The organism is Klebsiella sp. GN_Kp190 (assembly GCF_040061795.1).
Lineage (GTDB): Bacteria > Pseudomonadota > Gammaproteobacteria > Enterobacterales > Enterobacteriaceae > Klebsiella > Klebsiella michiganensis.
The window spans coordinates 61,947-74,611 of sequence record NZ_JBEAFN010000011.1 but is presented as its reverse complement, the minus strand read 5'-3'; the positions used below and the strand labels follow the sequence as shown (position 1 = coordinate 74,611).

The following is a 12,665-nucleotide window of genomic DNA, read 5'->3' as shown; positions in this document are numbered from 1 at the left end:
CCAGACAGGCGCGTGAGCGCCGCCTCCGGGGAGAAGGCGGCAGGGAATATCGCTTTAACTCTCTTCCAGCGAATACGGCAGCGGCTCGATGCTCAGGCTACCGGCATCATCGCGTACGCGAAACACGCTGTCCGGCTCCATATCGTTATTCATCACCACCTGTACCAGCAGGCGACCGTCGTCCAGCTGCACGGCCGCTAAAACGGTGCCGGTTCGGCGCCAGTTTTCACCCATCTTCAGCTCCAGGTCTTCCCCGGCCTCAGGCACGCGGCTGGCTGTTCCCGCCAGATACCACAGGGCGCGCTTGTTGGCGCCGCGGAATTTAGCGCGGGCAACCATCTCCTGGCCGGTATAGCAGCCTTTTTTAAAGCTGATGCCGCCCAGCGCCTGTAGGTTGGTGGCCTGCGGAATAAACTGCGCGCTGTTGGCGCTGTCGATAACCGGCAGCCCGGCTTCAATATTCAGCGCCAGCCACTGCTGGCTGTTGTTGAGCTGCGCTTCACCGCGTAGCGCATCGGTGATGCGGGTGGCGGTTGCCACATCGGTCACCAGCAGGAAACGCTCGGCCGGATGCGCAAACCACAGCACGCTGGTGGCTCCTTCGCTGACAACCTGTTTCTCGGCGTTCGGCAGCTCACTAAACAGCGGCGACAGCGCAGCGCGCGCCTGGAACCCGGCAACGCCCAGCAGTACGGATTCATCATCGGCGGCGATGGTCACTTTAGAGAACACCGCGTATTTTTTCAGTTCGGTCAGCTGCGCATCGCGCAGGCTGCGGCGCTCAATCCACGCAAAACCCTCGTTGCGGCGGAAAACGCGCAGATTGCTCCACATCTTGCCCTTGGCGTCACAATGCGCGGCAAGCAGATGCTGCTCGTCGGTCAGGTGGCTGACGTCGGCGGTAATCTGCCCCTGCAGATATTTTTCGCCATCCGGACCGGTAATCGTCGCCAGCGCCCAGTCGTCCAGCGTCATCAGCGTTAACGGCAGACGAGCGGAAGAGGAAGGCTGACGCGGAGGAAAAGGTGTAAAAGCCATAGTCATATCCTGAATAGCTTAACGCAGAGTGTGTGACTAATGGTAAAAGAGCTATGGTGCAATGCAAGCGCTTTTGACAGGCCATTCGTGCCCTCAAAGACGGGGCGCTGAAACCAGCGAAATAATAAATGACCTGATTATTTTAGGGTTTTCATGGAATAGCGCTCGCGAAACTTGATATTCCAGTGAAGTCAGCGCCGAAAACGGGTTAAACTAAGAGATATTTATAAGCAGGAAGTAAAACATGGACATTAACAATAAAGCCCGCATCCACTGGGCATGCCGTCGAGGTATGCGTGAACTCGATATCTCCATCATGCCGTTTTTCGAGCATGAGTACGACACGCTCAGCGATGGCGACAAAGCGTTATTCATCCGCCTGCTGGAAAACGACGATCCGGATCTGTTCAACTGGTTGATGAATCATGGCGAGCCGGCTGATGCAGAACTGCAGCGGATGGTAAAATTAATTCAGACACGGAATCGGGAACGTGGTCCTGTGGCAATCTGATTTACGCATCTCGTGGCGGGCGCAGTGGTTTTCGCTGCTGATGCACGGCGTGGTGGCGGCGCTGGTGCTGCTGATGCCCTGGCCGCTGAGCTATACCCCGCTGTGGCTGATACTGCTGTCGCTGGTGGTGTTCGACTGCGTGCGCAGCCAGCGGCGGATCCATGCCCGTCAGGGAGAAATCAAGCTGCTGATCGACTCCCGTCTGCGCTGGCAAAAGGCGGAGTGGGATATCATCGGCACCCCGTGGGTGATTAACAGCGGAATGCTGCTGCGCCTGCGGAATACGGAAAACCAACGAACCCAGCATTTGTGGGTCGCGGCGGATAGCATGGACGCGGGAGAATGGCGAGACCTGCGTCGGCTGGTGTTGCTAAAACCGACGCAAGAGTAGGCAGGGACTCAGGAGAACTGCTCAGCCATTTCACCGAGGATTTGCTCGCACCAGTTCTGAATGCGCTCATCGCTCAGGTCGTACTGGTTCGTTTCATCAAGCGCCAGGCCAACGAACAGCTGCCCATCGGCAATGACCGGTTTCGGGCTGGTGAATTCATAGCCTTCAGTAGGCCAGTAGCCGATAAACTTAACCCCTTTGGTCGCCAGCTTATCGTGCAGCATGCCGAGCGCATCAAGGAACCATTCGCCGTAGCCTAGCTGGTCGCCCATGCCGTACAGCGCGACGATTTTACCCTGCAGATCCAGCGTATCGAGCTGCTGCCAGACCGCCTCCCAGTCCTCCTGGATCTCGCCGAAATCCCAGGTTGGAATGCCGAGGATCAGCACATCGTATTGCGTCATCAGGGCAGGGGAATCATCTTTCAGGTTGTGCAGCGTGACCAGTTCAGGGCCGATAATATCGCGGATTTTTTCCGCCGCCATTTCGGTGTAGCAGGTGCTGGAACCGTAAAAAAGACCTATGTTCATCGCGGAAACGTCTCAATTCTTGCTGTGACTTTGCGCTTAGTGTACCAGAAAGGCCGCGCCCGCCTGCAACTCGAATTATTTAGGGTATAATGGCGCCGTTTTAATAAGCAAAGAGGCCAGAGTGGAACAGGATCTCGCACAAATCGAGCAGTTTCTTGATGCCTTATGGCTGGAGCGGAATCTGGCGGAGAACACGCTAAGCGCCTACCGCCGGGACCTGACGATGGTGGTCGAATGGCTGCATCATCGTGGCCTGTCGCTTGCCAGCGTCAGCGGCGAAGATCTCCAGTCGCTGCTGGCGGAGCGGCAAACCGGCGGCTATAAAGCCACCAGCACCGCGCGCCTGCTAAGCGCCGTGCGCCGTTTCTTCCAGCATCTTTACCGGGAGAAAATTCGCCCGGACGATCCCAGCGCGCTGCTGGCCTCGCCAAAGCTGCCGCAGAGGCTGCCGAAGGATCTGAGCGAGGCGCAGGTGGAACGCCTGCTCCAGGCGCCGCTGGTTGAACAACCGCTGGAGCTGCGCGATAAAGCGATGCTGGAAGTGCTGTACGCCACCGGTCTGCGCGTTTCCGAGCTGGTGGGCCTGACCATGAGCGACATTAGCCTGCGACAGGGCGTGCTGCGCGTGATTGGTAAAGGAAATAAAGAACGTCTGGTACCGCTGGGTGAAGAGGCGGTGCTGTGGGTTGAGAATTACCTTGAATACGGGCGCCCCTGGCTGCTGAACGGCGTGGCGTCCGATGTGCTTTTTCCCAGCCAGCGCGCGCAGCAGATGACGCGCCAGACGTTCTGGCATCGAATTAAGCACTATGCCGTACTGGCGGGGATTGACAGCGAAAAGCTCTCCCCGCACGTGTTACGCCATGCGTTCGCGACGCATTTACTTAACCATGGCGCCGACTTACGCGTGGTGCAGATGCTGTTAGGACACAGCGATCTCTCCACGACGCAGATCTACACCCACGTGGCGACCGAGCGTCTGCGACAACTCCATCAACAGCATCACCCGCGTGCGTGAGTGCTGAAAAAAAGGACTGAGTATGAAAAAAGGTTTACTGATGTTCACTCTGCTGGCGACCACCTTATCCGGTGCGGCGCATGCCGATAGCGCGGCGATCAAGCAACTGCTGGCGAAGCTGGGCGTGCAGAGTTCGGACGTGCAACCTTCGCCGATCAAAGGCATCAGCACCGTATTGACGGACAGCGGCGTGATATACGTTACCGATGACGGTAAGCACATTATCCAGGGGCCGATGTACGACGTCAGCGGCGCGCAGCCGGTAAACGTCACCAATACGCTGCTGGCCGGTAAGCTGAACGCGCTGGAAAAAGAGATGATCGTCTATAAAGCGCCGCAGGAAAAACACGTCATCACCGTCTTCACCGATATTACCTGTGGTTATTGCCATAAATTGCATGAGCAGATGAGCGACTATAACGTGCTGGGTATTACCGTGCGCTATCTGGCCTTCCCGCGCCAGGGGCTGCAAAGCGAAGCCGAGCAGAATATGAAGGCTATCTGGTGCGCTAAAGATCGTAACAAAGCGCTGGATGACGCGATGAGCGGCAAGGGCGTGCAGCCGGCCAACTGCGATGTTGATATCGCTAAACACTACATGCTGGGCGTGCAGCTTGGCGTTAACGGTACGCCGGCGATGGTGTTGAGCGACGGCACGCTGATGCCCGGCTATCGCGATCCTAAAGACCTGAAAGCGCTCCTTGATGAGCATCAAAAACAGACAAGCGGTAACTGATTCGCGTGAAACAACAGATACAACTACGCCGCCGCGAGGCGGCTGACGGCGTCGATTTACCTGCCGATCTCCCACCGCTGCTGCAGCGGCTGTACGCCAGCCGCGGCGTGCGTAGCGCGCAGGAGCTGGAGCGCGGCGTGAAAGGCATGCTGCCGTGGTCGCAGCTGACCGGCGTCGAAAAAGCGGTAGAGATGCTCTACGGCGCATTTAAGCAGGGGCTGCATATTGTGGTGGTCGGCGATTTTGACGCCGACGGCGCCACCAGCACCGCGCTGAGCGTTCTGGCCCTGCGGGCGCTGGGCTACGGCAACGTCTCGTACCTGGTGCCAAACCGTTTTGAAGATGGCTACGGCCTGAGCCCGGAAGTGGTCGTTCAGGCTCACGCCCGCGGCGCGCAGATGATTATGACCGTGGATAACGGTATTTCTTCGCACGCTGGCGTCGATCGCGCCCATGCGCTGGGTATTCCGGTGCTGGTGACCGATCACCACCTGCCGGGGGATTCGCTGCCCGCGGCGGAAGCGATTATTAACCCGAACCTGCGCGACTGTGAGTTTCCGTCGAAATCGCTGGCCGGGGTGGGCGTGGCTTTTTATCTGATGCTGGCGCTGCGCACTTTTCTGCGCGATAAAGGCTGGTTTGAGGAGCGCGGCATTGCGCCGCCTAATCTGGCTGATCTCCTCGATCTGGTGGCGCTCGGCACCGTGGCGGACGTCGTACCGCTGGATGCCAACAACCGTATTCTGACCTGGCAGGGGCTGAGCCGCATCCGGGCGGGGAAATGCCGTCCGGGCATTAAGGCGCTGCTGGAGATCGCCAAGCGCGACCCGCAAAAGCTGGCGGCAAGCGATCTCGGCTTCGCGCTCGGTCCGCGCCTGAACGCCGCGGGCCGGCTGGACGATATGTCCGTCGGCGTGGCGCTTCTGCTGTGCGACAACACCGGCGAAGCGCGGGTGCTGGCCAATGAGCTGGACGCGTTGAACCAGACGCGCAAAGAGATAGAGCAGGGGATGCAGGCGGAAGCCCTGACCCTGTGTGAGAAGCTGGAGCGCAGCGGTGAGACGCTGCCCGGCGGCCTGGCGATGTACCATCCGCAGTGGCATCAGGGCGTCGTCGGCATTCTGGCCTCGCGTATCAAAGAGCGTTTCCATCGTCCGGTTATCGCCTTTGCGCCCACCGGCGACGGTACGCTCAAAGGCTCTGGTCGGTCGATTCAGGGGCTGCATATGCGCGATGCGCTGGAGCGTCTGGATACGCTCTATCCCGGGCTGATTCTGAAGTTTGGCGGCCATGCCATGGCGGCGGGGCTATCGCTGGAAGAGGCGCGCTTTGAAGAGTTCCAGCAGCGCTTCGGCGAGCTGGTGACCGAGTGGCTCGATCCTGCGCTGCTGCAGGGGGAAGTGGTCTCCGACGGTCCGCTGGCGGCGGCAGAGATGAGCATGGAGGTCGCGCAGATGCTGCGCGACGCCGGACCGTGGGGGCAGATGTTCCCGGAGCCGCTGTTTGACGGCCGTTTCCGTCTGCTACAGCAGCGCCTGGTCGGCGAGCGTCATCTGAAGGTGATGGTTGAGCCGGTCGGCGGCGGCCCGCTGCTGGACGGTATCGCGTTCAATGTTGATACTTCCCTTTGGCCGGATAACGGCGTTCGCGAAGTTCAGCTTGCCTATAAGCTTGATATCAATGAGTTCCGCGGCAACCGCAGCCTGCAGCTGATCATTGACCACCTCTGGCCAAATTGAGAACAGTATATTAATGAGGGCGCGAATCCGGTAGAATTCCGCTCTTATCACCGCATTTTGACGAATCCATTAAAAGAAACCGACCATGTTTGAAATAAATCCGGTAAAAAACCGTATTCAGGACCTCACGGAGCGCTCGGACGTTCTTAGGGGGTATCTTTGACTACGATGCTAAGAAAGAGCGTCTCGAAGAAGTAAACGCCGAGCTGGAGCAGCCTGACGTCTGGAACGAACCAGAGCGTGCGCAGGCGCTGGGTAAAGAGCGTTCCTCGCTGGAAGCCATCGTTGATACGCTGGATCAGATGTCTCAGGGGCTGGAGGACGTTTCCGGCCTGCTGGAGCTGGCCGTTGAAGCCGAAGACGAAGAGACCTTCAACGAAGCTGTCGCCGAGCTCGATGTGCTGGAAGAGAAGCTGGCGCAGCTGGAATTCCGCCGCATGTTCTCCGGTGAATACGACAGCGCCGATTGCTACCTCGATATCCAGGCCGGTTCCGGCGGAACGGAAGCGCAGGACTGGGCCAGCATGCTGATGCGCATGTATCTGCGCTGGGCCGAAGCGCGCGGCTTCAAGACCGAGATCATCGAAGAGTCTGAAGGCGAAGTGGCGGGCATTAAGTCCGTGACCATCAAGATTATCGGCGACTACGCCTACGGCTGGCTGCGTACCGAAACCGGCGTTCATCGCCTGGTGCGTAAGAGCCCGTTCGATTCCGGCGGCCGCCGCCACACCTCTTTCAGCTCCGCCTTCGTTTATCCGGAAGTGGATGACGATATTGATATCGACATCAACCCGGCGGATCTGCGCATTGACGTTTATCGCGCATCCGGCGCGGGCGGTCAGCACGTTAACCGTACGGAATCCGCGGTGCGTATTACCCACATTCCGACCGGCTTAGTGACCCAGTGCCAGAACGACCGTTCACAGCACAAGAACAAAGACCAGGCCATGAAGCAGATGAAAGCGAAGCTTTATGAGCTGGAAATGCAGAAGAAAAATGCCGAGAAGCAGGCGATGGAAGATACCAAATCCGACATCGGCTGGGGCAGCCAGATCCGTTCTTACGTGCTGGATGACTCCCGCATTAAAGATCTGCGCACCGGGGTGGAAACCCGCAACACTCAGGCGGTGCTGGACGGCAGCCTGGATCAATTTATCGAAGCAAGTTTGAAAGCAGGGTTATGAGGAACCAACATGTCTGAACAACAAGCACAGGGCGCTGACGCGGCAATTGACCTTAATAATGAACTGAAAGCCCGTCGTGAGAAGCTGGCCGCGCTGCGTGAGCAGGGTATCCCGTTCCCGAATGATTTCCGTCGTGACCACACCTCAGACCTTCTGCACGCTGACTTCGATGGCAAAGAAAACGAAGAGCTGGAAGCGCTGAACGTTGAAGTCGCCGTCGCTGGCCGCATGATGACCCGTCGTATCATGGGTAAAGCCTCCTTCGTTACGCTGCAGGACGTTGGCGGCCGCATTCAGCTGTACGTCGCCCGCGACGATCTGGCGGAAGGCGTCTATAACGAGCAGTTCAAAAAGTGGGACCTCGGCGATATCATCGCGGCGCGCGGTAAGCTGTTCAAAACCAAGACCGGCGAGCTCTCTATTCACTGCACCGAGCTGCGTCTGCTGACCAAAGCCCTGCGCCCGCTGCCGGACAAATTCCACGGCCTGCAGGATCAGGAAGCGCGCTATCGTCAGCGCTACCTGGACCTGATCTCCAACGATGAATCGCGCAACACCTTTAAAGTGCGTTCGCAGATCCTGGCGGGCATCCGCCAGTTCATGGTCGGCCGCGGCTTTATGGAAGTTGAAACCCCGATGATGCAGGTGATCCCCGGCGGCGCGTCCGCGCGTCCGTTCATCACCCATCACAACGCGCTGGATCTGGACATGTACCTGCGTATCGCGCCGGAACTGTACCTGAAGCGTCTGGTGGTTGGCGGCTTCGAGCGCGTGTTCGAAATCAACCGTAACTTCCGTAACGAAGGTATCTCCGTTCGCCATAACCCTGAGTTCACCATGATGGAACTCTACATGGCGTATGCGGATTACAAAGATCTGATTGAGCTGACCGAATCCCTGTTCCGCACCCTGGCGCAGGACGTTCTGGGCCATACTGAAGTGCCTTACGGCGATCAGACCTTTGATTTCGGCAAGCCGTTTGAAAAGCTGACCATGCGCGAAGCGATCAAGAAATATCGTCCGGAAACCGAGATGGCCGATCTGGATAACTTCGATTCCGCAAAAGCCATTGCGGAAAGCATCGGTATCCACGTTGAGAAGAGCTGGGGTCTGGGCCGCATCGTGACCGAGATCTTCGAAGAAGTGGCGGAAGCGCACCTGATTCAGCCGACCTTCATTACCGAATATCCGGCAGAAGTCTCTCCGCTGGCGCGTCGTAACGACGAGAACCCGGAAATCACCGACCGCTTTGAATTCTTCATCGGCGGGCGTGAAATCGGTAACGGCTTTAGCGAGCTGAACGATGCGGAAGACCAGGCGCAGCGTTTCCTCGATCAGGTTAACGCGAAAGCCGCCGGTGACGACGAAGCGATGTTCTATGACGAAGACTACGTTACCGCGCTGGAGCACGGCCTGCCGCCGACTGCGGGCCTCGGTATCGGTATCGACCGTATGGTGATGCTGTTTACCAACAGCCACACCATCCGCGACGTGATCCTGTTCCCGGCGATGCGTCCGGTAAAATAAGCATTACGCGAATAAAAAAACCCAGCAGAGCTGGGTTTTTTTATGCCTGGTTGCTAAAGCTGATTAATGCGTTACGCGCATTATCGTCCGCCGCCTGCAGCACCATCCACGGGCTAAAAGCCCAGGGCGTCGCGCGAATCCCGCTTAACACATCCGCAAGATTGCTCCACTGAAAATCCATCACTTCGTCAGGATTTATCCGTAACGCGCTGGCTACTCGCGCCGCATAGACCGGACAGACCTCGTTTTCGACAATGCCATTCGGCGCGACGGCCCGGTAACGGAACCCCGGAAAGACCGGGACGATGCGGGTTATCTCGACGCCGAGCTCAAAGCGGCAGCGGCGCTCAACGGCCTGTTCAAAGGTTTCGCCGGTTTGCGGATGCCCGCAGACTGAGTTCGTCCATACGCCTGGCCAGGCTTTTTTGCCCAGCGAGCGGCGCGTGACCAGCAGTTGGCCTTGTTCATTGAACAGCCAGCTGGAAAACGCGAGATGCAGAGGGGTATTGAAGGTGTGGGCGGCATACTTCTCCAGCATACCTGTAGGCTTATCTTGCTCGTCCAGCAAAATGACATGTTCCCCGGCCATGACAACTCCTGAAATAAAAAATGACCCGGCACAAACCCGCCGGGTCATGTACTCAGGCCACTAGGGTAGCCCATAAATGGGACAAAGGCATTACCAAAACATGTTGGCCTCCGGGGAGAGCGTGATATTGCAGAGTTGCCGGCAGGGGGCTAATTGAATCACCAGCGGTTTAACCCGGACGCACCGCGACGCTCCCGGACTCTCCCGGGAGAGCGTAGATGTTCAGCCGCTTAGCAGGCCTTTAATACTTCTGTATGAAGGGTAGCGATTGGGGAATGCCTTAGGGACTGGTATGATAATCGCCCTGGTTTTGAGGTGAATGTTAGTGTTAAGCGCAGGACGCCTGATGAGAAAACGCTTTGTTATTGCAATAATGTTGCTGAGCAGCCTGATCGTTGCGGGGTGTTCCAGCTCATCCGATTCCGGTTCTACCTACACCGTGAAGCGCGGCGACACGCTGTACGCTATCTCACGTTCCACTGGCACCAGCGTCAGGGATCTCGCCCGTCTCAATAATATTTCACCTCCCTATACCATCGAAGTCGGGCAAAAGCTGAAGCTAAACAGCGGTTCCGGGACCACGGCGAAGGCGGGGGCATCCGGCAAGAAATCGTCGACGAAACGTACCGCCGCCGTGACGCCATCTTCGGCGGTGCCGCAATCCTCCTGGCCGCCGGTCGGGCAACGCTGCTGGCGCTGGCCAACCAGCGGTAAAGTAGTGCTGCCATACTCCACCAGCGATGGCGGCAATAAAGGTATCGATATCGCCGGTAAGCGCGGCCAGCCGGTGTATGCGGCAGGGGCGGGCAAAGTGGTGTACGTGGGCAACCAGCTGCGCGGCTACGGCAACCTGATTATGATTAAGCATAATGAGGACTATATCAGCGCCTACGCGCACAACGACAAGCTAATGGTGAATAACGGCCAGAGCGTGAAGATTGGCCAGCAGATTGCCACCATGGGCAGCTCGGACGCGGATTCCGTGCGCCTGCATTTCCAGATTCGCTACCGGGCGACGGCGATCGACCCGCTGCGCTATTTGCCGCCGCAGGGCAGTAAGCCTAAGTGCTAAAAGGTTATTTTATCGGCATTTAGCCTGGTTTGGGCTTGTCAGCGGGTGCGTAAGGTCTATAATGGCCCTCGCACCTCTTCGCGGGCGTAGTTCAATGGTAGAACGAGAGCTTCCCAAGCTCTATACGAGGGTTCGATTCCCTTCGCCCGCTCCAGACTCAAGTCTCCTGAAGTCCACTCAACTCAATTTTCCCTTGATAAATCAGCAGTTATAGCATTCTATTAGTCTATTGAACTCAATTGTACTCCCCCAGGGTCAAGCTCAATGTGGGGGTATGGATGGGGGTATAATTGTATCCCCTGCTGAGAGGTACCCCAATGAAGCTGACTGCTCGTCAGGTTGAAACTGCTAAACCCAAAGAGAACCCCTGGAAACTGGCCGATAGCGTTGGTTTTTAAGGAAATCGCCGATGCTCAAAGAAAATTTCAACGAACTGCAAATCTTTCTTGTAGTAGCAAGGGAGCGAAGTTTCACCAAAGCGGCGGGTAAACTGGGCGTTTCTCAGTCTGCACTCAGCCACGCGATGAAGGCCCTGGAGGAAAGGCTGAATATACGCCTTCTGACCCGTACGACCCGAAGCGTTGCCCCTACAGAAGCCGGTGAGAGAATTATTGCCTGCCTTGAACCGCGTATTGCCGATCTCGAGCAGGAGCTGGAATCGCTGGTTCAACTGAACGGCACCGCCTCCGGCAATATCCGTTTATCTGCCGGGGAGCATGCCGCGCGAAGTCTGGTGTGGCCGAAGCTAAAACCCTTCCTCAGGGAATACCCGGAAATTAATCTCGAACTGGTGGTGGATAACGGCTTTGTCGATATTGTTGAGGGGCGTTTTGATGCCGGGATCCGCTTGGGCGAAAGCGTGGATAAGGACATGATTGCGGTAAGAATTGGCCCGGACATGAGAATGGCTGTGGTGGGAGCGCCGTCTTATTTCGCTGCAAATCCTGCACCTGAAACGCCGCACGAGCTACAAAATCACCGGTGTATCAATATGCGCCTGCCGACAGCCGGTGGGCTTTACCACTGGGAGTTTGAGAAGGATGGGAAGCCGTTACGGGTTAGAGTGGAAGGGCAGGTTACGTTTAATCTGCAGGCGGAACGAATTGATGCGGCGTTATCCGGTTTTGGCATCGCCTGTATACCTGAAGACAGGGTGCAGGATTATATAAAGTCAGGAGAGCTTATTCAGATTTTGCAGGACTGGTGTCCGTCTTTCCCCGGATATTACCTCTACTACCCGAGCCGTAAGCAGCATCCACCCGCTTTTGCACTGATGATCGATGCACTTCGCTACCAGGAATAACGGGTCCCCCACTCGCAGAGGGCCCGTTCGAGTGTTAACGGCCCACACGAGCCTGATGCTCAGGAGAGTAACGCTCGCCGACGATTTTAATCGTTTCAAGCGCCTGGGTTATCTGCCGTGAGTCATCCTGAGAAAGGATGATGTCGGCGGCCCCCAGGTTTTCCTCCAGCCGGTGCAGTTTCGTGGTGCCAGGGATAGGCACAATCCACGGCTTTTGTGCCAGCAGCCACGCCAGCGCGATTTGTGCAGACGTCACGCCTTTCTCTGCCGCCAGTTCACCCAGCAATGAAACCAGCTTTTCATTGGCTTCAATCGCCTGCCCGGCGAAACGCGGCACTGTACTGCGGTAATCATCCTTGCCAAAAGTGGTTCCTGGCTTAATCGAGCCCGTCAGGAAGCCTTTGCCTAATGGGCTGAAGGGCACAAAACCAATACCCAGTTCCTCCAGCAACGGCAGGATCTCCTGCTCAGGCTCGCGCCACCACATTGAGTATTCGCTTTGCAGCGCGGTGACCGGTTGTACGGCATGTGCACGACGAATGGTTTGCGCACCCGCCTCGGACAGACCGAAATGTTTAACTTTGCCTTCAGCGATCAGGTCTTTCACGGTTCCCGCAACGTCTTCAATCGGGACATCCGGATCGACACGATGTTGATACAGCAGATCAATAACATCAGTCTTAAGACGGCGTAATGATCCTTCCACAGCTTCTCGGATATGCTCCGGACGGCTGTTTAAAATCTGCTGCTTGTTGTCGTCGCCAAAAGTAAAACCAAACTTAGTGGCGATGACCACGCGGTCACGAAATGGTTTTAAGGCTTCACCGACCACCTCTTCATTAAGAAAGGGGCCATACACTTCAGCGGTATCGAAGAAGGTGACGCCACGTTCAACCGCTGCGCGAATGAGCTCGATAGCCTGATGAGTATCGGTCGCCGGGCCGTAGCCGTGGCTTAATCCCATGCAACCGAGCCCAAGCGCGGAGACTTCGAGTCGGGATTGACCCAGATAACGTTTTTGCATTGA

General features: G+C 57.1%; 13 protein-coding genes, 1 tRNA gene and 1 pseudogene. 11 read left to right on the top strand and 4 right to left on the bottom strand.

Features of this window, described 5'->3' with window-relative positions; genetic code table 11:
- Positions 1-54 precede the first annotated feature (54 nt).
- Positions 55-1,038 (bottom strand): tRNA-modifying protein YgfZ, encoded by a 984-nt coding sequence (gene ygfZ, locus ABLU67_RS08600; protein ID WP_014226793.1) that lies wholly within the window; start codon positions 1,036-1,038, stop codon positions 55-57.
- Between the two features lie 244 nt (positions 1,039-1,282).
- On the opposite strand from ygfZ, the gene sdhE reads away from it, so the two are divergent.
- Together sdhE and ABLU67_RS08590 are read left to right on the top strand one after the other, a co-directional pair.
- Positions 1,283-1,549, top strand: a complete 267-nt coding sequence (gene sdhE / locus ABLU67_RS08595) for an FAD assembly factor SdhE (protein WP_004124953.1) — start codon at positions 1,283-1,285, stop codon at positions 1,547-1,549.
- Complete coding sequence (locus tag ABLU67_RS08590; protein ID WP_004854060.1) at positions 1,530-1,940, top strand: protein YgfX; 411 nt, start codon at positions 1,530-1,532, stop codon at positions 1,938-1,940. The genes sdhE and ABLU67_RS08590 overlap by 20 nt, the downstream gene beginning before the upstream one ends.
- Before the next feature lie 8 nt (positions 1,941-1,948).
- Here the strand turns inward: ABLU67_RS08590 and fldB are convergent, their stop codons facing one another.
- Positions 1,949-2,470: a flavodoxin FldB gene (gene fldB, locus ABLU67_RS08585; protein ID WP_014226792.1), complete on the bottom strand. Its 522-nt coding sequence runs from the start codon at positions 2,468-2,470 to the stop codon at positions 1,949-1,951.
- A 121-nt stretch (positions 2,471-2,591) separates the two neighbouring features.
- On the opposite strand from fldB, the gene xerD reads away from it, so the two are divergent.
- From xerD to lysS, 5 genes are all read left to right on the top strand, one after another.
- Complete coding sequence (gene xerD / locus ABLU67_RS08580; RefSeq protein WP_004105555.1) at positions 2,592-3,488, top strand: site-specific tyrosine recombinase XerD; 897 nt, start codon at positions 2,592-2,594, stop codon at positions 3,486-3,488.
- A 22-nt stretch (positions 3,489-3,510) separates the two neighbouring features.
- Positions 3,511-4,224: a bifunctional protein-disulfide isomerase/oxidoreductase DsbC gene (gene dsbC / locus ABLU67_RS08575; protein WP_348852249.1), complete on the top strand. Its 714-nt coding sequence runs from the start codon at positions 3,511-3,513 to the stop codon at positions 4,222-4,224.
- A gap of 5 nt (positions 4,225-4,229) precedes the next feature.
- On the top strand, positions 4,230-5,963 hold the full coding sequence (recJ, locus tag ABLU67_RS08570) for a single-stranded-DNA-specific exonuclease RecJ (RefSeq protein WP_348852248.1): 1,734 nt from the start codon (positions 4,230-4,232) through the stop codon (positions 5,961-5,963).
- Positions 5,964-6,048: 85 nt separating this feature from the next.
- A protein-coding gene (prfB, locus tag ABLU67_RS08565; RefSeq protein WP_100248296.1) for a peptide chain release factor 2 occupies positions 6,049-7,147 on the top strand; the annotation gives its coding sequence in 2 pieces (ribosomal slippage) (positions 6,049-6,123 and positions 6,125-7,147; 1,098 coding nt in all).
- A gap of 9 nt (positions 7,148-7,156) precedes the next feature.
- Entirely contained in the window at positions 7,157-8,674 is a 1,518-nt protein-coding gene (gene lysS, locus ABLU67_RS08560; protein WP_014226789.1) for a lysine--tRNA ligase, read from the top strand.
- Between the two features lie 40 nt (positions 8,675-8,714).
- Here the strand turns inward: lysS and idi are convergent, their stop codons facing one another.
- Complete coding sequence (gene idi, locus ABLU67_RS08555) at positions 8,715-9,263, bottom strand: isopentenyl-diphosphate Delta-isomerase (protein WP_049083227.1); 549 nt, start codon at positions 9,261-9,263, stop codon at positions 8,715-8,717.
- A 346-nt stretch (positions 9,264-9,609) separates the two neighbouring features.
- Between idi and actS the strand changes: the two genes are divergently transcribed.
- The 4 genes and pseudogenes from actS (at position 9,610) to ABLU67_RS08535 (ending at position 11,638) form a co-directional block, all read left to right on the top strand.
- Complete coding sequence (gene actS, locus ABLU67_RS08550; RefSeq protein ID WP_004854045.1) at positions 9,610-10,335, top strand: amidase activator ActS; 726 nt, start codon at positions 9,610-9,612, stop codon at positions 10,333-10,335.
- Between the two features lie 80 nt (positions 10,336-10,415).
- Positions 10,416-10,489: transfer RNA gene (locus ABLU67_RS08545), tRNA-Gly, on the top strand.
- A 163-nt stretch (positions 10,490-10,652) separates the two neighbouring features.
- A pseudogene (locus tag ABLU67_RS08540) lies at positions 10,653-10,718 on the top strand (DUF4102 domain-containing protein); the annotation flags it as partial.
- 26 nt (positions 10,719-10,744) lie between these two features.
- The gene (locus ABLU67_RS08535) at positions 10,745-11,638 is read left to right on the top strand and encodes a LysR family transcriptional regulator (protein WP_049083228.1); all 894 of its coding nucleotides are present in this window, start codon (positions 10,745-10,747) and stop codon (positions 11,636-11,638) included.
- Positions 11,639-11,672: 34 nt separating this feature from the next.
- Here ABLU67_RS08535 and ABLU67_RS08530 read toward each other — a convergent pair whose 3' ends face one another.
- Entirely contained in the window at positions 11,673-12,662 is a 990-nt protein-coding gene (locus ABLU67_RS08530) for an aldo/keto reductase (RefSeq protein WP_049083229.1), read from the bottom strand.
- Between the last annotated feature and the right edge of the window lie 3 nt (positions 12,663-12,665).

Bases quoted from the DNA above. Each gene is read 5' to 3' on its own strand.
- ygfZ (WP_014226793.1), bottom strand. From the start codon at position 1,038: ATGGCTTTTACACCTTTTCCTCCGCGTCAGCCTTCCTCTTCCGCTCGT.
- sdhE (WP_004124953.1), top strand. From the start codon at position 1,283: ATGGACATTAACAATAAAGCCCGCATCCACTGGGCATGCCGTCGAGGT.
- fldB (WP_014226792.1), bottom strand. From the start codon at position 2,470: ATGAACATAGGTCTTTTTTACGGTTCCAGCACCTGCTACACCGAAATG.
- dsbC (WP_348852249.1), top strand. From the start codon at position 3,511: ATGAAAAAAGGTTTACTGATGTTCACTCTGCTGGCGACCACCTTATCC.
- lysS (WP_014226789.1), top strand. From the start codon at position 7,157: ATGTCTGAACAACAAGCACAGGGCGCTGACGCGGCAATTGACCTTAAT.
- idi (WP_049083227.1), bottom strand. From the start codon at position 9,263: ATGGCCGGGGAACATGTCATTTTGCTGGACGAGCAAGATAAGCCTACA.
- actS (WP_004854045.1), top strand. From the start codon at position 9,610: ATGAGAAAACGCTTTGTTATTGCAATAATGTTGCTGAGCAGCCTGATC.
- ABLU67_RS08535 (WP_049083228.1), top strand. From the start codon at position 10,745: ATGCTCAAAGAAAATTTCAACGAACTGCAAATCTTTCTTGTAGTAGCA.
- ABLU67_RS08530 (WP_049083229.1), bottom strand. From the start codon at position 12,662: ATGCAAAAACGTTATCTGGGTCAATCCCGACTCGAAGTCTCCGCGCTT.